Origin of the sequence: Streptomyces spongiae (assembly GCF_009377185.1) — a bacterium.
In the GTDB taxonomy this organism is placed as follows: Bacteria; Actinomycetota; Actinomycetes; order Streptomycetales; family Streptomycetaceae; genus Streptomyces; species Streptomyces spongiae.
The window spans coordinates 1-18,319 of sequence record NZ_VJZC01000068.1 but is presented as its reverse complement, the minus strand read 5'-3'; the positions used below and the strand labels follow the sequence as shown (position 1 = coordinate 18,319).

At 69.1% G+C, this 18,319-nt stretch carries 16 protein-coding genes and 1 pseudogene; 9 read left to right on the top strand and 8 right to left on the bottom strand.

Annotated elements, in window-relative coordinates:
- Positions 1-56 precede the first annotated feature (56 nt).
- From FNH08_RS12970 to FNH08_RS12950, 5 genes are read right to left on the bottom strand one after another with little or no spacing between them, the layout of a single operon-like run.
- Complete coding sequence (locus tag FNH08_RS12970) at positions 57-869, bottom strand: alpha/beta fold hydrolase (protein WP_152771627.1); 813 nt, start codon at positions 867-869, stop codon at positions 57-59.
- On the bottom strand, positions 866-2,467 hold the full coding sequence (locus FNH08_RS12965) for a glycoside hydrolase family 43 protein (RefSeq protein ID WP_322724377.1): 1,602 nt from the start codon (positions 2,465-2,467) through the stop codon (positions 866-868). Before FNH08_RS12965 ends, FNH08_RS12970 begins: the two co-directional genes overlap by 4 nt.
- Positions 2,468-2,520: 53 nt before the next feature.
- Positions 2,521-3,387 (bottom strand): carbohydrate ABC transporter permease, encoded by an 867-nt coding sequence (locus FNH08_RS12960; RefSeq protein ID WP_152771625.1) that lies wholly within the window; start codon positions 3,385-3,387, stop codon positions 2,521-2,523.
- Positions 3,384-4,337: a carbohydrate ABC transporter permease gene (locus FNH08_RS12955; protein WP_322724376.1), complete on the bottom strand. Its 954-nt coding sequence runs from the start codon at positions 4,335-4,337 to the stop codon at positions 3,384-3,386. The genes FNH08_RS12960 and FNH08_RS12955 overlap by 4 nt, the downstream gene beginning before the upstream one ends.
- Before the next feature lie 48 nt (positions 4,338-4,385).
- The gene (locus FNH08_RS12950) at positions 4,386-5,717 is read right to left on the bottom strand and encodes an ABC transporter substrate-binding protein (RefSeq protein WP_152771623.1); all 1,332 of its coding nucleotides are present in this window, start codon (positions 5,715-5,717) and stop codon (positions 4,386-4,388) included.
- Positions 5,718-6,076: 359 nt separating this feature from the next.
- Here FNH08_RS12950 and FNH08_RS12945 point away from each other — a divergent pair, with 359 nt between their 5' ends.
- Both FNH08_RS12945 and FNH08_RS12940 read left to right on the top strand, forming a co-directional pair.
- The gene (locus FNH08_RS12945) at positions 6,077-7,090 is read left to right on the top strand and encodes a hydroxyacid dehydrogenase (RefSeq protein WP_152771622.1); all 1,014 of its coding nucleotides are present in this window, start codon (positions 6,077-6,079) and stop codon (positions 7,088-7,090) included.
- A gap of 216 nt (positions 7,091-7,306) precedes the next feature.
- A complete protein-coding gene (locus FNH08_RS12940; protein WP_152771621.1) occupies positions 7,307-7,552 on the top strand; it encodes an SDR family NAD(P)-dependent oxidoreductase in 246 nt (81 codons plus the stop codon).
- Between the two features lie 79 nt (positions 7,553-7,631).
- Here the strand turns inward: FNH08_RS12940 and FNH08_RS12935 are convergent, their stop codons facing one another.
- Complete coding sequence (locus FNH08_RS12935; protein WP_152771620.1) at positions 7,632-8,174, bottom strand: MarR family winged helix-turn-helix transcriptional regulator; 543 nt, start codon at positions 8,172-8,174, stop codon at positions 7,632-7,634.
- Positions 8,175-8,320: 146 nt separating this feature from the next.
- Between FNH08_RS12935 and FNH08_RS12930 the strand changes: the two genes are divergently transcribed.
- From FNH08_RS12930 to FNH08_RS12915, 4 genes and pseudogenes are all read left to right on the top strand, one after another.
- Entirely contained in the window at positions 8,321-9,379 is a 1,059-nt protein-coding gene (locus tag FNH08_RS12930; protein ID WP_152771619.1) for an alkene reductase, read from the top strand.
- 219 nt (positions 9,380-9,598) lie between these two features.
- A pseudogene (locus FNH08_RS53955) lies at positions 9,599-10,222 on the top strand (protein kinase domain-containing protein); the annotation flags it as partial.
- Between the two features lie 250 nt (positions 10,223-10,472).
- Positions 10,473-11,237, top strand: a complete 765-nt coding sequence (locus tag FNH08_RS12920; RefSeq protein WP_228034087.1) for a hypothetical protein — start codon at positions 10,473-10,475, stop codon at positions 11,235-11,237.
- Between the two features lie 183 nt (positions 11,238-11,420).
- Positions 11,421-11,951 carry a MarR family winged helix-turn-helix transcriptional regulator gene (locus FNH08_RS12915; RefSeq protein WP_194238472.1) on the top strand — a complete coding sequence of 177 codons (531 nt, stop codon included), beginning with the start codon at positions 11,421-11,423 and terminating at the stop codon, positions 11,949-11,951.
- A 99-nt stretch (positions 11,952-12,050) separates the two neighbouring features.
- Here the strand turns inward: FNH08_RS12915 and FNH08_RS12910 are convergent, their stop codons facing one another.
- Positions 12,051-12,527 carry a general stress protein gene (locus FNH08_RS12910; RefSeq protein WP_152771615.1) on the bottom strand — a complete coding sequence of 159 codons (477 nt, stop codon included), beginning with the start codon at positions 12,525-12,527 and terminating at the stop codon, positions 12,051-12,053.
- 403 nt (positions 12,528-12,930) lie between these two features.
- Here FNH08_RS12910 and FNH08_RS12905 point away from each other — a divergent pair, with 403 nt between their 5' ends.
- Entirely contained in the window at positions 12,931-13,836 is a 906-nt protein-coding gene (locus FNH08_RS12905) for an alpha/beta hydrolase (RefSeq protein WP_152771614.1), read from the top strand.
- Here the strand turns inward: FNH08_RS12905 and FNH08_RS12900 are convergent.
- On the bottom strand, positions 13,808-14,821 hold the full coding sequence (locus tag FNH08_RS12900) for a helix-turn-helix domain-containing protein (protein WP_228034083.1): 1,014 nt from the start codon (positions 14,819-14,821) through the stop codon (positions 13,808-13,810). The genes FNH08_RS12905 and FNH08_RS12900 overlap by 29 nt on opposite strands.
- Before the next feature lie 368 nt (positions 14,822-15,189).
- On the opposite strand from FNH08_RS12900, the gene FNH08_RS12895 reads away from it, so the two are divergent.
- Together FNH08_RS12895 and FNH08_RS12890 are read left to right on the top strand one after the other, a co-directional pair.
- Positions 15,190-16,272, top strand: coding sequence for a hypothetical protein (locus FNH08_RS12895; RefSeq protein WP_152771612.1), 1,083 nt, complete (start codon positions 15,190-15,192; stop codon positions 16,270-16,272).
- Between the two features lie 340 nt (positions 16,273-16,612).
- Positions 16,613-18,319, top strand: a 1,707-nt coding sequence (locus tag FNH08_RS12890; RefSeq protein ID WP_152771611.1) for an MFS transporter, incomplete at its 3' end; no start/stop codon positions are given.

The window sequence follows — 18,319 nt, the reverse complement described above, 5'->3', positions numbered from 1 at the left end:
TCGAAGACAACCGTCGCGTCGCCGAAGATGAAGTCGATCGAGCCACAGCCCTGGCGTCAGCCAGGGCCGACCGCCTCTGCCCGGTCCCGGATGAGCCGGATGGCGCGGTCGGTGTGCTCCTCGTGCAGGTAGTGGCCGGTATCGGGCCAGTGCCGCACGGACGAGCCGGACGCGGCCGGGATGCCACGCTCCCACTCGGCGGCCTCTCGGGAGGTCCACACGGTCAGCGCGGGCTGGGTTCGGCGGCGCAGGTACACCTCGCTGTCGGGACGGACACCGACGGCGCCGGGGTCGGTGTACATGCCCGCGTAGGCCTGCGCGATGACGTGGTCGGGGGTGCCGAGCATGGTGCGGATGTGCGCGGCGCGCAGGCCGGGCGGGGCCGACGGGGAGAAGGCGCCGGCGATGAAGGAGGCGGCTGCGCGGGCACCGTACCGCTCGTACTCGGCCAACCGGGCGGGGATTCCCTCGACTTCGGCACCCTGCGCACCGTGCGCCGGATCGAGGGCGACGACGGAACGCACGGCGTCCGGGTGGTGCACGGCCAGCAGGTTGACGACCTGGCCGCCCATGGAGTGGCCGACGGCGACGACCGGCCCGGTGCCGAGCGCCCGGATCAGGGCGGCCAGGTCCTCGGCCATCTCCGCCGGGGTGTTGCCCCTGGCCGGAACCTCGGAACGGCCGTGCCCGCGCAGGTCGGGGACGATGACACGGAACCGGTCGGCCAGCGCCTCGGCGTGCGGCGACCATTCACGTCCGTCCCCACCCCAGCCGTGCACGAGCAGCACGGCCGGGGCTTCCGAGGGCCCCAGGCAGGTGCAGAACAGACGTGCGCGGCCGGGGCCGAGGGCGGGATCGAGCAGGGTCATCGGTCGAGGGTCCGGCCGGTGCGGTAGGTGGCGTGGGAGAAGTCGGCGTACACGCCCGTGCCGTCGAGGTCCTGAACCCACAGGCCCAGCATGGCGCCGGTGAAGCCGAAGACCGTCAGCTGCCCGTCATGGAATTCGTCGGCGTGCTCGTCGGAGAGGACGGTGGCGTCGAGATCGACCGACAGGACGCTGGGCCCGTGTCCGATGCCGTAGGAGAACCGGAGAGAGGGCCCGTCGAGTTCGGCGTACAGGGTCACCGGACGCCCCGGTTCCAGCGGCACCTGCGGCGGGTGTGCGAGCGTCCGGCCGGCCACACAGCTCAGCGCCTTCAGTACGGGGCTGCCGTCGTCTTCGGCGGTCACATATAGATAGTGCCAGTTGTGGGTGTTGTAGTAGGCGGTCAGCCCGGCCATGTGGTCGGAGGTGCCCGGGGCGAAGGACAGTTCCGTGCTGAAGACGCACTGCTGTGCGGTGACCCTGCGGGCGACCAGGCTCGGGGCGCGGCGGCCGGCGGGCGACTGACCGCCGTGGACACGCAGCCGTCCCGGCGCGGACTCGATCCAGTCCGGGGTGGCCGGCCGGCGCAGGGTGGACCAGTCGGGGCCGAGGCGGGGCGCGTCGAAGCGGTCGGTCTCCGGCGGTAGCGGCCAGGGCGCCCGCGGGAGGTCGGGCGCCGGTACGGTGACGGCCGCGAGGGCCCCGGCGATGCGCGGCCAGCCGTCCTCGGTCCAGGTGACGGGTTGCAGAGCGGTCTCCCGGCCCAGGACGCACCGGCCGCGTTCGGTGTAGGGACGGGCGGTGATGTGGGCGGCGTACCACTGGCCGTTCGGTGTCTCCACGAGGGAGCAGTGCCCGGCCTTCTGGAGTTCGAGGGTCGGGTCGTGCCGTGAGGTGAGCAGGGGTCCGGCCGGGTCGGGCTCGTACGGGCCGAGCAGGTCACGGGAGCGGGCGACGACCGCGCCGTGCTCGTAGCCGGTGCCGCCCTCGGCGTGGACGAGGTAGTACCAGCCGTCCCTGCGGTACAGGTGGGGGCCTTCGGCGACCCCGGCCGCCGTGCCGGCGGTGAGCGTACGCGGTTCGCCGAGCAGTTTGCCCGAGGCGCGGTCGTACTCCCGGACCTCGATCCCGGCGAAACCGGGGTGGTCCGGCCGCCAGTCGAGGCGCATGTTCAGCAGCCAGCTCCGGCCGTCATCGTCGTGGAACAGCGACACGTCGAAGCCGCGCCCGTGCAACGGCACCGGGTCGGACCAGGGGCCCTCGGCGGAGGGTGCCGTCGTCACGTAGTTGGCCAGGTCCTTCCAGCCCTTCGCGTAAGTGTCGACGACCGTGAAGACGAGATGGAACAGACCGTCCGCGTAGGACAGTCCGGGCGCCCAGATACCGCCGGAGTCCGGTACCCCGGTGAGGTCGAGCAGGCGTCGACTGTCCAGGATCCCGCCCAGCGGGCGCCAGTTCACCAGGTCACGGGAGTGGTGCAGCCGTACACCCGGGTACCACTCGAAGGTGGAGGTGGCGATGTAGTAGTCCTCGCCGACCCGCAGGATCGACGGGTCGGGTTCGAAGCCCCGCAGGACCGGGTTGTGGATGGTGTGCTGCACGGCTGGTGACTCCGCAGAGACGAACGGCTCGGACAGGGGACGTCGGGCGCAGACTACTTGAGGCTGCCCATGAGGATTCCGCTGCGCCAGTACTTCTGGAGCGCGAACATGAAGATCGCGAGCGGAACGATCGACAGCAGGGACCCGGTGAGGACGAGGGTGTTCATGTCACGGGCGGTCTGCGCCTGCTGGAGCCAGGAGTACAGGCCCAGGGTCACGGGGAAGGTGCGCTCGCCGTTGAGCATGAACAGGGGGAGGAAGAAGTTGTTCCAGATGCCGATGAAGTCGAGCATGAAGATGGTGATGCCGCCGGTGCTCATCAGCCTCAGCGCGACCGAGAAGAAGATCCGCAACTCGCTCGCCCCGTCGATGCGGGCCGCCTCCATCAGCTCGTCCGGCACGGAGCTGTCCGCGTAGACCTTGCCGAGATAGACGCCGAACGGGTTGACGAAGTACGGGACCAGCACGGCCCAGATGGTGTTGGTGAGGCCGATCTCGGCGAAGACGAGGTAGAGCGGGAAGGCCAGCAGGGCACTGGGCAGCAGCGAGGCTCCGACCACCGTCGCGAACATGACGCCCCGGCCGCGGAACGCGTACTTGGCCATGCCGTACCCGGCGGCGAGCGAGATGAACGTGGAGCCCAGCGCGCCGAGGGTGGAGTACAGGATGGAGTTCCCGATCCAGCGCAGGAAGACCCCGTCGTGGTACTGCCAGATCTGCTGGAAGTTGTCGCCGAAGTGGTTGGAGGAGAACCACAGGCCGAAGGTGGAGTAGAGGTCGGTCTGGTTCTTCGTCGAGGAGACGATCAGGAACCAGGTCGGGGCGAGAGAGTACAGCAGGAAGAGAAGGAGCAGGCCGGTGGTGAGGACCACCGCGCGGCGGGTGGGGCGCACGCCGCCCCCGGTAGCGACACTGCTCATGACATCTTCCTGTTCGTGATCCGGTAGAAGACGAAGGCGAGGATCCCGGTGACCACTGCCAGGACCAGCGACTCGGCCGCGGCGTACTGGTAGTTGCCGGCCTTGAAGGCCTTGTCGTAGATCTCCATCATCGGCGTGAAGTCGGTGTTGATGGACTCCGGTGCGATCTGCCGTAGCAGCAGCGGCTCGGCGAACAGCTGGAGCCGGCCGATGAGGGAGAACATGCCGGTCAGCACCAGGATCCCGGTGATGTTCGGGATCTTGACCGACCAGGCGATCCGCCACTCCCGGGCCCCGTCGAGCCGGGCCGCCTCGTACAGCTCGCGGGGCAGTGCCTGCAGCGAGGCGGAGATCAGGATCATGTTGAAGCCGATCCCCTGCCAGGTCAGCAGATTGCCCAGGGAGAGATAGGTGTTGAGGCCGCCGAAGAAGTCGAAGTCCAGGTCCACCCGGGCCAGCATGTCGTGCAGGGGGCTGCCCGTGGGGCTGTAGAGGAACAGCCACATCAGCGACGAGACGACCGTGGGGACGACGTACGGGACGAGCAGCCCGGCCCGGAAGAAGCGGACCGCGCGCGCCGCTACGCCGTCCAGGAGCAGGGCCAGGAACAGGGAGATGCCCAGCATGACGGCGATCTGGACGGTTCCGAAGCACAGCGTGCGCGCCATGCTGGACCAGAAGGCGGCGTCCGTGAGGACCGAGCCGAAGTTGGCGAAGCCGGTGTAGACGATCTGCGTCGGGCCGAAGCCGAGCCCGGAGCTCTTCTTCTCCTGCAGGCTCTGGTTGAAGGCGAAGCCGATCGGTACGACGTAGGTGGCCAGGAAGCCCACCAGAAAGGGCAGTGCGAACAGCAGCCCTTTCCAGGCTCCCCGTCCCCCGGCCCGGCGGGGGGAGGACCGCCGGACCGGGGAGTCGGTCGCGGCCGTCGGCGGTCGCGTCAGGGTCGACACGGATGTCTCCATGGGAAGTGTCCGGCTGTCTCTGTGGGGGTGTGGGGCTCAGCTGCCGGCGACGGCGTTGATGCCCTTGCCGTTGAGGTCGTCGACGGTCCACTTCTGGAGGCTGGCCAGCATGTCCTTGACCTTCAGCTCGCCCTTCATGACCTTGCCCCACTGCTTCTGCATCTCGGAGTACATGGCCGCGTAGTTCGGGCCGTACTGCCACTGGTCGCCGACCCGGGAGGCGGCGGTGGTGATGACCTCGGCGCTGTCGGACTTCCCGTTGAACATCTCCGTGGGGATGATCTTGTCCACGTAGGGCGAGACGTCCTTGACCGCCGGGAAGAGGCCCGACTTGGACGCAGGGTCCGTGAGCGTGGTCAGTGACTCCTTGCTGCTGGACAGCCAGGCCGCGAACTCGGCCGCCCGGTCGGGGTACTTGCAGCCCTTCAGCACACCGGTGGTGTCGAAGCTGGAGGACGTCCGCGGCTGGGCGGTGTCGAAGAGGGGTGCGTCGGCGAGCTGCCACTTGCCCTTGGACTTGGGGAAGTTGGTGTCGTAGATCGGCAGCTGCCACGTCGACGTGGTCATCATGATGGTCTTGCCGAGGTCCCAGGTCTTGAAGACACCCGGGTCGGCATAGGAAGCGCTGGAAGCCAGGTTGTCGTCGACCAGTTGCTGGACGACATCACCCGCCTTCAGTGCCTCGGGCGAGGTGAAGTCGACCACCCAGCGGTCACCGTCGGCCTTGTACCACTGGGCGCCCGCCTGCCAGGACAGGTCGACGAGCGTGCTCGGGTCCTCACCCGCCATGTTGAAGATCTTGACGTTCTTGTTCTCCTTCTGCGCCTTCTTTCCGGCCGCGATCACGTCGTCCCAGGTCTTGGGCGCCTCGATGCCGTACTTCTGGAACAGGTCCGCGCGGTAGGCGGTGAACAACGGCGAGGAGCCCATCGGGATGCCGAAAGTGGTGCCGCCGGGACTGACCGCGTTCCACGCCGCGGGCGTGTACTTGCCCTTGTACGGCGCGGCGACCTTGGTGATGTCGGTCAGCAGACCGTCGGCGGCGAAGTTCGCCAGGTTCATCCCGTCCATCTTCGACAGACAGGGAGCGGTACCCGCGTTCACCGCCGCACGCAGCTTCTGGTAGACGGTGTCACCGGCCGCGTTCACGAACTTGACCTGCGTCTCCGGGTGCTCCTTGTTCCACACCTTGACCTGGGCCTCCACGCCCTCCGTCCAGCTCCAGAACTCCAGGGTGGCCTTGCCCTTGGTGCTCGGGGACGCCGCGGTGTCCCCTCCGGTGCCGGTGCTGCCGGAACACGCGGCCAGTACCAGACAGAGCGACGCCGCGGTCGCGGTGGCGAGGGCTGAACTACGGAAGTGGGACATCGGTCCTCCACGGGGGAACTTGACGGCGCATGCGGTGTGGGGAACCGGCGCGGTCGGGTACGCGGCGGAGCGAGGGCGGTCTCGCGCAGCCTGCGATAGAAATCGTTCGCTGTCGGGGACAGTAGGATGCGGCGAACGGCAACCGCAAGGGGCAGGCACAGGTTTGTTTCGGCGAACTTTCCGTCGCGTTACCCAAAGAGGCCCTTGAGCTGTACTTTCGCAACGGAACCAGCCAGGCCGAAGATCGGGGCGGCGCGCTCGGACGCTTGACAGCATCGCCAGTTCACAGTCAGTTTCAGCAACAGAACACGTTATCTGTCCGTTCCCACCACTGTCTTCCTGCCGAAGTAGGAGCCATCATGACCGCCCCGCAACTGCCCTCAGCCCTGTTCGCGATGGACCCGGTGCATCTGCCCGAGCTCTTCCCGCCGCGCGTGATGAACAGGTTGCGACAGTTCGCACACATCGACCCCGCGCTCGTCGCCCAGGACCTCGGCTCCCCGGAGGTGGCAGGCGTTTTGGGCCGGACCGAGGTGTTGATCACGGGGTGGGGCGGCCCCCGCATCGATCAGGACGTGCTCGACGCAGCCCCCCGGCTGCGCGTCATCCTGCACGCGGCGGGCAGCGTGCGGCACATGATCGGAGACGCCTTCTGGAGGAGCGGGCTGTCGATCTCCAGCGCGGCGCAGGCCAACGCCCTTCCGGTGGCCGAGTACACGCTCGCGGCGATCCTGTTCGCCGGCAAGGACGTGCTCGGGCTCCGCGAGCGTTTCCGCGACCGACACGCCTATCCGGGTCCCGACGAGCGGAAGGTACTGGGCAACTTCCGGCGCCGTGTCGGTGTGATCGGCGCCTCCCGGATCGGCCGCCGGCTGCTGGACCTGCTGCGCCCTTTCGACCTGGAGGTCTCGCTGTACGACCCGTACGTCGACGCCGCCCAGGCGAAGGCCCTCGGCGCCGTTCCCCTGCCGCTCAACGACCTCCTGCGCTCCAGTGACATCGTCACGCTGCACGCCCCCGACCTCCCGGAAACCCATCACATGCTCAATCGCGAGCGCCTGGCGTTGATCCCGGACGGAGGCGTTCTGATCAATACCTCCCGGGGCGCCCTCGTCGACCACGCGGCGCTCACCGACGAACTCCTGAGCGGAAGAATCAGCGCCATGCTCGATGTCACCGAGCCCGAGCCCCTTCCCGCCGAATCTCCCCTCTACCGGCTGCCGAACGTCCTGTTGACCCCGCACGTCGCCGGGTCCGTCGGCAACGAACTCGAACGCCTGGGGATTACCGTGGTGGACGAACTGGAACGCCTCGCCGCAGGACTGCCCCTCGCGCATCAAGTCCATCAGGCGGAGCTGACCAACAGTGCGTGATCCTTTCGAACGACCGGGCGGCAGGCGAGGTACTGCCCCCTACCAAAACCTAGCGATATTCGGTTTCTGACTCCAGAGTCTCCGTCGAAGCACCCGCCTGTCGGCGTGCACCGAACCGCTCGTCCCTCGCGACGTCCGCCGTCGGCCGGTCCTCCCCGGCGGGTGCCCCGCGCCGTGTTCCCGTCGTCTCGGGACGAACAACAGGAGCCAAGCCACATGGAACGTCGATACGATCGACGGGTGTTTGTCACCGGTGCCGCATCCGGCATCGGACGGGCGACGACCCTGCGGCTGCTCTCGGAGGGCGCCCGCGTCACCGCCACGGACGCCGCGAAGGAGGGGCTCGCACAGACCGCGGCGCCGGCCCCGAGGCCCGGGACCGGTAAACGGCTGAGCACCGCAGTCCTCGACGTCTCACCCACCAGTGAGCTGAGGGGAGGACGGTGTGTGAGGACTCCCTGACGCCGACTCGGGCAGCCGGGAACCGTGCCCCGGCCCAGCCACCGTCGGGCCCGTCCACACCGCTCGGCCCCCAGCCGGTTCACCCCGCACCGAACGAGCAGTCTCCGACATCGGCCGATCCGGCCAGGTCTGCTCGCGGTGCCGCGGCCAGGTTGGCCTCGACGCGGTGGAGGAGGGTGAGGAACTGTTCCCGCTCGTCCGGCGACAGCCCGGCGAGGCTCTCTTCCTCCAGCACACCCCACACACGCTCGATCTCACAGAGCAGCCGGGTGCCGCACTCCGTGGCCTCCACCAGCACCGCGCGCCGGTCCGCCGGGTCCGGCAACCGCCGTACCTGTCCGGCCTGTTCCAATCGCTGGAGCATCTTGGTCACCGTGGAGGGATCCAGGCCGAGCATCCGGATCAGCTCGGACTGCCGGGCCGAGCCGTTCTCCCACAGGTGCATCATCACCATTTCCTGGCCCGGATAGAGCCCGAGTCCACGCAGCAGTCTCCCGGCTGCCGCACGATGCAGCCGCGCCACGCGGCTCAGCGCATGGCTGACCGGACCGCCGCGAGCGGCGGCGGGCAGCCCGCAGACACTTCCCACCGCGTCCGCCGTCGGCTCCTCGCTGGCGTCCATCGCCGCTCCCCGCATCCACCCGAGTTCCACATGGCTGTTCCCCCGAGCCTATTACTGACGGCATCTCCTTGGCCGACCAATGAATGCGGTAGCCTGACCGTCGGCCAGATCATTTGGTCGACCACATAAATCACATCGGAGGCTCCATGACCACCGCGTTCGACCCGATCGACCTCTCCGGAACCCGGCTCGCCAACCGCATAGTGATGGCACCGATGACCCGCAACCGGGCGGCGGGTGACCTGCCCACCGCGCTCATCGCCGAGTACTACAGCCAGCGCGCCTCCGCCGGACTGATCGTCACCGAGGGCATCCAGCCCTCCGTGGTCGGTCAGGGCTACCCCAACACCCCCGGGCTGCACAGCGCCGAACAGGTCGCCGCCTGGCGCAAGGTGACCGACGCGGTACACACCGCCGGCGGCCGGATATTCGCGCAGCTCATGCACACCGGCCGCATCGGGCACCCCATTCTGCTCCCGGACGGCCTGGTCAACGTGGGCGCTTCACCGGTGGCCGCCCGCGGTCAGACCTTCACCCAGGAAGGCCTGAAGGACTTCGTCGAGCCCCGGGAACTCTCGGACGCCGAGGTCCGGGCCACGATCACGGACTTCGCGACCGCCGCCCGCAACGCGATCGACGCCGGCTTCGACGGTGTCGAACTCCACGGTGCCAACGGCTACTTGATCCACCAGTTCCTGGCACCGGGCTCCAACCACCGCACCGACGACTGGGGCGGCTCCGTCGAGAACCGCATCCGCTTCGCCGTCGAGGTGGTCCGCGCCGTGGCCGCCGAGATCGGCGCCGAGCGCACCGGTATCCGTCTCTCGCCCGGCAACCCGTTCAACGACATCGAGGAGCCCGAGCCGGAACCGACGTACACCGCGCTCATGGCCGAACTGGAGCCGCTCGGCCTGGCCTACCTGCACATCATGGAGGTCGGCGACACCCGTGAGCTGACGCTGTCCCTGCGCAAGCGCTTCAGCGGCGCGCTCGTCCTCAACCCCGCGACGGAGGGCCCGACCGGACCGGAGGCACTGACCCTCGTTGAGGAGGGGGTCGCGGACCTCGTCTCCTTCGGTGCGCTGTTCCTGGCCAACCCGGACCTCCCGGCCCGACTGCGGACGAGCGGCCCGTTCAACGACCCGGACCCGGCCACCTTCTACGGCGGCGACGCCAAGGGCTACACGGACTACCCGGCGCTCTGAGCGACGGCGGGGCGGGGCGGGCGCATGCCCCGGCCCATCCCGCGCAGTCGGCCGGGGCGGCTGAGCCGTGCCCGCGTCTTCGGACCGCCGCCTCGATGGCCGGCCGCCCTCGGCCTGCTCGCCAACCCCCTCCCGGATCCGTATCCGCCTACGAGGACTTCGACCGTCGGTGATATGAGTGCTCCATGTGCTGTGTGAGCCCGTACAGATCCGGGAGAGGTGCATGAGAAGCCTCGGTCCCGAGGATCCATCAGCGATAGGCGGCTACCCCCTGCTCGCCGGGCTCGGAGTCGGCGGCATGGGACAGGTCTTTCTGGCCCGCACCGCGTCCGGCCGGCCGCCGGCTCTGAAGACCGTACGCACCGAGTTCGGTTCCGACCCCGGCTTCGGTTCGCGCGTGAGATCGCCAGCAGCGACCAGGTGCGCTCTCCCTGGACGGCGGCGGTCGTGGACTACAGCCCCGCGGGTGAACGCCCGCAATGGCCGGCAACGGAGTACGCGGCCGCACCGACGCTCGCGGACTGGGTGGAGCGGCACGGCCCCTTGCCGGAGGCCACGGTCCGCGCCCTGGCGGGTGAACTCGCCGAGGGGTTGCGGGCCGTTCACCGGGCGGGCCTCGCCCATCGCGATCTGAAGCCCTCCAACATCCTGCTTGCCCCGCCGCCATCCCCTGCTCATCGACTTCGGCATCGCCCGTGCCGCCGACGACACCCGCCATACCCGCACCGGCGTGTCATCGGCTCCCCGGGATACATGGCACCGGAGCAGGTGACCGAAGGAATCTCGGCCGAGCCCGGCAACGTGTTCGCCCTGGGAGCCGTACTTGTGTACGCGCTCTGGAACAGGCCCTTTCCTGCGACCGGGCGAGCAACCGTCAGCGGCTCAACGGCTCTACCGGATCGCGCACGAGGAACCGGTTCTCGACGGCGTACCGCCCGCACTCATACCGCTTGTCACCGCCTGCCTGCACAAGTCGCCCCAGAATCGGCCCACTTCGGACGCCCTGCTGACACAGACCGGCGCCGGCCCCGGGGACTGGGCCCCAGCCCTGCCGCCGCACCTGACGGCGGACATCTCAGCCCGGGAGGTGGAGTTGAGGGCCCGGCTGGAACAGGCGGCGGTCGGCACCCCACCGCCACCTTCCGCGCCGTCGACAGGGTTCGGACCACCGACCGGGACCGGCGACATCGTGCGACCGGCGGCGTACGGGCCACCGATCGGGTTCGGTCCTCCCCCGGCCCTCCCCGTCGGCGGCGCCACGGGCTGGGCGTCCGCCCCACCCGTCGGCGCTCCCCCACCCGCGCCCGACCGCCAAAAGGCGCGGGCCCGGTCGGCCCTGGTCTTCGCGGGGGTGGCGGCCACCGCGGCCGTCATCGCGGCGCTGGCCTGGCCCGACGGCACGGGTGACGGCACGGACGGCGCCCGGGACACATCGCCGTCCCCGTCGCGCACCGCCGCGAACGCCCTCCCGGCCTCGTGGGTCGGCACCTGGAAGGGCACGGGCCCGGGCAACACGTCCGGGGACGGCCTCGTCAACGCCCGTACGACCGCGGTGTCGGTGGTACTGACCCTTCACTCGGCGGACCGCGGCGAGATCGTGGGCAGACAGGTGAGTCATGTGACGGAGGCCGCCACCCGCCGGGACATCGGGTGCACGGAGACACTGCGCCTGCGGGAGACCCATGGCACGACCATGGTCTTCGAGGCGGCCACGAGCGCTCCCAGCGACCCGTCGGCAGGCGTGCTCTGCCAACGGGGCAACCTGTACACCCTGACGAAGACCGGCACGGATGTCCTCACTCCGGGGGACGAGGGCAGCCAGACGACAGGAGCACCTGCCCGGCTGACCCGCTCCTGACGTCCCGTCGGGCGTCGGGACGCCCAAGAAGCGCTTGTCGCCGGGGAGTCGGCGCACAACCTCCAGAGGAATTCCACGCTGGGTTCACGTCGTAGGAGGAGGATTCCTCACCGTACGGGGGGCACGACCAAGATCCACCTGCCCGGCATTGCGGGGCGTGAGAAAACGGGGTTGAGCACTCCCGTGAGCCAAGAGTCCGTCCTACCGGACGTCCGGGTCTTCGAACATCTCGCTCTGGTCAGCCGACTGCTGGAGTCATCGGTGAACCAGGCGCTCGTCAAGCAACAGGCCATCACTCTGGAGGAGTTCTCGGTTCTCGCCGTCCTGGGTGGAGCCCCCGCCGGGTTCCTGCACATGACCGAGCTGAGCGCGGTACTGGGCACCTCCAGGAGCCGGGTCTCACAGACGGTTGCCCGTCAGCAGTCGAGAGGCCGGGTCATCCGCTCGGAGTGCCCCACAGACGCACGGGCGGCCCACGTCATGCTCACCGAGCGGGGAAGAGCGCTCCTGCGAGACAGCGGCCCGGTCTATGAGGAGGCCGTACGAAGCCGGCTCGGCGCCTTCACGGACGATGCCCGGCGACTGACCGTTCTGGCCGAGGCACTCCAGTCCATCGTCGGCGGCCTGCGTCGGACAACGGTGGGCACCGCCTGCACAAGGCGCCGGACAGCACGGGCCGCGGCCTATGCCTCGGTCATCGACCCCGCACCCTAGACCGCCCGGCACCGGGAGCCGCGGCCAGGGGCAGGGTCCTCACGGGGAGGTTCCAGCCCCCTGCCTCGCAAACACGGTGGCCTGAAGCGGGGTAAAGGGTCACCAGGTGCGGGGAGCGTCGGCGGTGAGGGTTTCGCGGGCCCGGTCGGCGTAACCGTCGCGGGCGACCACGTCGTAGCGGGCGGCGGTGAGGGTGCGTACGGAGGAGAAGTCACGGCGGCCACGGGTGAACAGGCGGGTGCCGAGGCCGAAGAGGGCTCCCCACGCCGTGCTGATGAGCACGCTGTTGAACATGACGGTCAGCCAGGCATGGTCAGGGGTGAACATACCGACCAGCAGTCCGATGAGAAGTCCGAACCAGGCACCGCTGACCGCGCCGGCACTGGCCGCACGGCCCGTGGTCAGACGCCCGGTCACCCGCTCGACCATGCGCAGGTCGGATCCGACGATGTCCAGGTGCTCGACCGGGAACCCCTTGTCGGACAACCGGTCGACCGTCTCCTGGGCCGCTTCGTAGGTGTCGTGGCTGGCCACGGTGTTCCAGGCGACGCTGACCGGGTTGAGGTTGATGTTCATGGCATACCCCTCGGTGTATGGCGATCCCCCGCTGCGGAGGGGCCGGAGCTGGCGCGCTTTCCCGGCCGACACCGACATTAGCAAACGGTTTAGTCGAGTGACAAAGTCGATCGAGTAAAGACTTTTCCATGGCCTCGGAACGAGGTCCCCACCTCGACGAAGGAGCGCGACCGCTCTCGTGACCGCACCGGGCGAAGCGGACGCGCGGAAGTCGCCGCGCCGACGTCGCGACATGTTCCGACTTGGGTCGCTCCGGTCGCTTCAGTCGCTCGCACATCACCGCGCGGTCGCCCCGCCCGGACGGAGAAGACCCGGGTCAGGCCGTCCCGCGTTGCGCGGGAGGACACATACGCTTGCGCGCCCGGAGCAGCGTCCCCTCGCGCGAGTCGGCGATCCTCGGGGCATGCGACACGACATCGAATTCCACACCACCGACGGAACTCTGCTGCGCGGTTGGCACTACGTCCCCGACGGCTCCGGCCCCTTCCCCACGGTGGTCATGGCCACCGGACTCTCCGGTGTCAAAGAGGGCGGCCGTCTGCCCGATCTGGCCGGGCGGTTCGCCGCGGCCGGTCTGGCCGCCGTCGTCTACGACCACCGCAACCTCGGCTCCAGCGAGGGAACCCCACGCCAGGAGATCGACCCGCTCCTGCAGATGCGTGACTACAGCGACGCCGTGACCTTCGCGGAGTCGCTGCCCCGGACCGACCCGGACCGCATCGGGGCCTGGGGATCCAGCCTGTCCGGTGGACATGTGATCGTCCTTGCCGGACAGGACCGCCGGGTGCGCGCGATCGTCGCCCAGGTCCCCATGGTCAGCGGCCGTGAGTGCGGCCAGCGCCTGGTTCCCGCCCCCGCCCTGGCGGCTGCCGCCGCCTTCCACCGGGCCGACCGCAGAGCACGCATGGCCGGCGGAGAACCCGCGATGATCCCCGTGGCGTCCCCGGACCCCGCCGCCCCGGCCGCGCTGCCGACGCCGGACTCATGGGAGTTCGTCCAGAAGGACAACGACTTCCCCACCTATCGCAACGAAGTCACCCTCCGCAGCATGGAACTGCTGACCGGCTACGAGCCGGCCCTGCTCATCGAGCGGGTCAGCCCCACCCCCATGCTGATGATCGTCGCCGAGGACGACCTCGTGTGCCCGCCGGAACTCCAACTGGCCGCCTACTCCCGCGCTCACGAGCCCAAGCGGTACGTCGGCGTCCGCGGAGGCCACTTCGACGTCTACCGCGAGACTCCGGCCTTCGACCTGGCGGCGGACGCGGCCGTCACCTTCTTCACGGAGCACCTCGGCGCGCCGGCCTGACGCCCTCCGCACGCACCTCGCGCGGAGTCGTGCCGTACCGCTCGTGGAACGAGCGACTGAAGTGGCCGGCATGGGTGAACCCGAGGGCGAAGGCGATCTCGGTGACGGACCTGCCGTCGGCCCGCCGCAGCTCGCCATGGGCCCGGCCGAGCCGACGGGTCTTGATGTAGCCCCGCACCGTATGACCGCGCTGGGCGAACACGTCCTGGAGGGTGCGCAGCGGCACTTTCAGTTCGGCCGCCAGAACTCCGGGTCTCAGGTCCGGGTCCCCCAGTCGCTCCTCGACATGAGCGCACGCGCGCCTGAACAGGGCCGCCTGATGGGCCGCTCGCCCCTGCAGCACCCGGGGCCGCAGACATGCCACCAGCAGTTCCGCCAGGGCCTGGGAGGAGGCGAATCGACCCACGTCGTCGAGATCCGCCGCGTGGCGGGCCACATCGGCCGCCACCGCCCGGAACAGGGCGACGGACGGGTCCGCCGACGGAAGTTCGAGCATGGGGCGGGTGTCCAGCGTCGGGCACAGCGTGGAGAGAAACTCCCGCGGGAAGAAAACGCTGCGCTTGTGGTCCCGTTTCTTGATCTCGAACGAGGCCGGTGCCGTGCTGTCCCACACCACCACGCCCCCCGGTCCCAGTTCCAGCGGGTCTCCTCCGTCACTGATGACCATGCGTCCACGCAACTGGATCAGAGCGACGATCCACTCGCCGTCGGTACGCGCAATCTCGTCCGGCCCGCGCCGCCCGCTGACCGGAGCCGCCGAGGATTCCACGAGGCGGGACCCCATCAGTTCATGGGCACGCATCCAGCCGACTTCGCCACCGCCCCCGCCCGGACCGGGATCACGAGGGTCCCTCGGCTCAAGTCGCCACGGCACATGAACGGTGGACAGCACGTCCTGTTCACGTGTGCCGCCCTCGCCCCCGACCGGCCGGATCCTCGTCGCTCCAGTAGCCACGCGCACAGTGAAGCACGACCACCTCGCCATCACAGGCACAGTTGTCGAGCCCGAACAGCCGCAGACGAGGCGTACCTCTGCCGCTACTTCCGGTGCGACGTCGTTCAGCGTGAAGTCTCTCCTGACGGCGTCCATGTCCGGGGCATCGAGCCGATCGTGCGCACGGCGACGCGGCACGGCGCCCACGGCCGGACCGAACCCCGCGGCGCGCTGCTCGGACACCCATCCCCTATTCTCCCCACGGATCGCGGCACCACCCTGCGCCCACCACATCCGGTACAGTCTGCGATCGCGTTTTAGGACTCCTGCTCGATCACGACCACGCAAGGGCGACAGAGCATGCACCCTCAGCCGACCGGCCGGTTCGACCGGTCCGTCGCCGTTGTCGGGCACGACGGATGAGTGACCCGCGGGCCGATATCGCCGTCGCGGAGGCGTGGTTCCGTCGTCGTGGACTCCCCTGGTTCATCGACGCGGTGGACGAGCGGGTGCGCAAACTGCTCCGGCGCCGTTGGCTCTGGCTTCTGCTCGCCGGAGTGGCCGTGCTCTCGGCGACGGCCGGATGGCTCACCGAACTGGCAGTGGGAAACGTGCCCTCAGCGGTGCTGACCGGCCTCGTGGTGGCGATCGCCCTCCTACTGGCCTACGCGGGCAAACCGTTGAGGGTGACGGTGATCGCGGGCTGGGCGGCCCGCCGGGCGGGGGCCGAGCTGGATCTGCTCCTGCCGCTGATCACCCGTGCCCTGCCGCTGCTCATGCTTTTCATGATCACGCTGTTCGTCAACACCGAGGTGTGGCAGGTGGCGTCGAGCCTGCACCGCCCCGGCCTCTACGCGACCGTGCTCGTTTTCGCGGGAGCCGGGCTGGCGTTCCTGCTCACCCGGCTTCCGGAGGAAGTCCGCCAGGTTCAGCACACCGCCGCGACCGAAGGGTTCGTACGGGCCTGCCGCGGAACCCCGTTGGAGGAGCGAGCACGTCTGCTCGCGGATCTCGACGGCGACAGCGGCCGTCCCGGCGAGCCGGACGACATGGATCCCGCCGAGGACACACTCTCCCGCACCCAGAAGGCGAACCTGCTCCTCGTCCTGCTGTTGATGCAGGCGATCCAGGTACTTCTCCTGGTCATCGCCGTGTTCCTGTTCTTCATCGTCTTCGGAATGCTGGCGATCAGCCCGGCGGTCGTGGAGGGTTGGGTCGGCCATCCCCCCACTCCGATCGTCTGGAACTTCGACTTCGTCGTCCTGCGCCTGCCAGTCACCTCGGAGCTGTACCAGGTCTCGGTGTTCCTGTCCGTTTTCGCGGGCCTGTACTTCACCGTGTACGCGGTCAGCGACGCCCAGTACCGTACGCAGTTCTTCGGAGAGCTGTCCCGTGGCCTTGAACAGGCGATCGGGGTGCGCGAGGTCTACCGAACCCTGCTGAGAACAACCCGGGAAGAGCCTTCGCCCGTAGGCGGTCGTCCGGACGACGACTCCTCCTGAACCGACTGACCACCGATCCTCCGGCGCTGCCCCGTTTGGCCCCTCTCCGGCCACTGGGCAGCGCCTTTCCCTTTGTTGGCCGTGGAGTCCTGGCATCCCCCGACGTCCCCTGGCGCCCCCTGACGTACCCCCACCTGGAACACGGACCTGTGACCCAGAGTGATCGACGCCACAGCAGCGCTTCCCCGCCTTTCGTTCTTTCGACTTTGTCAGGTGATAGAGTCCATCGAACAGAAGCACTGAAACCGCCAGTCGACGGCTCTCCCTCTCGGCCCCGCGCGCCCTCTTCCCGCACATGGACCCGCCGAGCCCGGAGCCACACCGAGAAGGGACCCCGTCCATGCGTCTGTTCGTGAACGAACCGGTCGAGAGGACGGACCCGCCCTACGCCCGGCGCTGGTGGGCTCTGGCCGTGCTCTGCCTGAGCCTGCTGATGATCTTGATGGCCAACACGGCCCTCACGGTCGCGGCCCCCGCCATGACCCACGACCTCGGCCTGTCCAGCACCGACCTCCAGTGGGTCATCGACGGCTACACGGTCCCGTACTCCGCGCTGATGCTGCTGTTCGCCGCCATCGGCGACAAGTACAGCCGGCGCGGCGCGCTCGTCCTCGGACTCGTCCTCTTCGCCATCGGAGCGATATCGGGCTCACTCGTCGACAGCGCGGCAGGCGTCATCACGGCCCGTGCCGTGATGGGGGTGGGCGCGGCGCTCATCATGCCCGCCACACTCTCGCTGCTCGTCGCGACCTTCCCCCGTGCCGAGCGGACCAAGGCGATCACCCTGTGGTCGGCCACCGCCGGCTTCGCGATCGCGGCAGGACCCCTGGTCGCGGGCATCCTCCTGAAGGACCAGAGCTGGCAGTCGACGTTCCTGATCAACATTCCCGTGATCGTCCTCGCCATCGTCGGCGCCTTCATGCTGATACCGCCGTCGAAGGCCGCGCAGATGGACCGGATCGACTACGTGGGCGGCTTCCTGTCCGTGGTCTGGATCTCCGCACTGATCTTCACCTTGATCGAGGCACCGCACGGCTGGGGCACGGGAGCGGTCATCGGCGCGGTCGTCACGGGGGTGGGGCTCGCGGCGTTCATCGTCTGGGAGCTGCGGCACCCCTACCCCCTCCTCAACCTGCGCCGCTTCGCGGACCGCGGGTTCACGGGCGCCAACATCGCCGTCGTGCTGTTCTATCTCGTGGTCTTCGGCGCCTTCTTCTACCTCACACAGCACCTGCAGTTCGTCCTGCGGTTCGACGCGTTCGAGACCGGCCTGGCCATGCTGCCGCTGGCCGGAGCGGTCTTCGTCGGTTCGGCACTGACCGGCTATCTCACCCCCCGCCTCGGCATGCGGTCCATGATCCTGGCGGGCATGGTGGGTGGAACCGTGGCGCTCGCGCTGCTCATCCAGGTCGACAAGGCTTCCTCGTACGGTGATTTCGTGGCACCGCTCTTCATCCTCGGGCTCTCGATCGGTCTGGCGCTCTCACCGTGCACGGACGCCATCGTCGGCGCGTTCCCCGAGGAGGAACTGGGCGTGGGCAGCGCGGTCAACGACACCTCCACGGAACTGGGCGGCGCGATCGGCATCGCCATCCTCGGCTCGCTGCTGTCCACTTCGTACGCGTCCAACCTGTCCGACGCCGCCGCCGGCACCGAGCTTCCGGCCGATGTACTGAGCCAGGCGCAGGAATCGGTCGGCGCGGGGTACGCAACGGCCGAAGCCGTCGGCGAGCAGGCGCGCAAGCTCGCGGAGGAGGCGGCGAACGCGGGTAACGCCGAACAGGCCGCGCAGTTGAACGCACAGGCCGAGGAACTCGCCCACGCGGCCCACCGCATGGCGGACGCGGTCAGCTCGTCCTTCGCGGACTCGGTGTCCCACACCAGTCTGGTGGGTGCGGTGATCCTGGGTGTGGGCACCCTGGCGGTGGCCTTCCTGCTCCCGCGCAAGGGCCGTGCGACACCACCCGATGCGGAGACCTCAGCCGAGGCCGGCACCTCCGCCGCCGCCGACGAAAGCCGTCCCGAACTCACCCACCCCGAACAGCGG

Coding starts and splice junctions, on each gene's coding strand:
- FNH08_RS12935 (WP_152771620.1), bottom strand. CDS start 8,174: ATGGACGCCAGCGAGGAGCCGACGGCGGACGCGGTGGGAAGTGTCTGC.
- FNH08_RS12930 (WP_152771619.1), top strand. CDS start 8,321: ATGACCACCGCGTTCGACCCGATCGACCTCTCCGGAACCCGGCTCGCC.
- FNH08_RS12910 (WP_152771615.1), bottom strand. CDS start 12,527: ATGAACATCAACCTCAACCCGGTCAGCGTCGCCTGGAACACCGTGGCC.
- FNH08_RS12950 (WP_152771623.1), bottom strand. CDS start 5,717: ATGTCCCACTTCCGTAGTTCAGCCCTCGCCACCGCGACCGCGGCGTCG.
- FNH08_RS12940 (WP_152771621.1), top strand. CDS start 7,307: ATGGAACGTCGATACGATCGACGGGTGTTTGTCACCGGTGCCGCATCC.
- FNH08_RS12970 (WP_152771627.1), bottom strand. CDS start 869: ATGACCCTGCTCGATCCCGCCCTCGGCCCCGGCCGCGCACGTCTGTTC.
- FNH08_RS12960 (WP_152771625.1), bottom strand. CDS start 3,387: ATGAGCAGTGTCGCTACCGGGGGCGGCGTGCGCCCCACCCGCCGCGCG.
- FNH08_RS12895 (WP_152771612.1), top strand. CDS start 15,190: ATGAGTGACCCGCGGGCCGATATCGCCGTCGCGGAGGCGTGGTTCCGT.
- FNH08_RS12905 (WP_152771614.1), top strand. CDS start 12,931: ATGCGACACGACATCGAATTCCACACCACCGACGGAACTCTGCTGCGC.
- FNH08_RS12945 (WP_152771622.1), top strand. CDS start 6,077: ATGACCGCCCCGCAACTGCCCTCAGCCCTGTTCGCGATGGACCCGGTG.
- FNH08_RS12900 (WP_228034083.1), bottom strand. CDS start 14,821: ATGGCGAGGTGGTCGTGCTTCACTGTGCGCGTGGCTACTGGAGCGACG.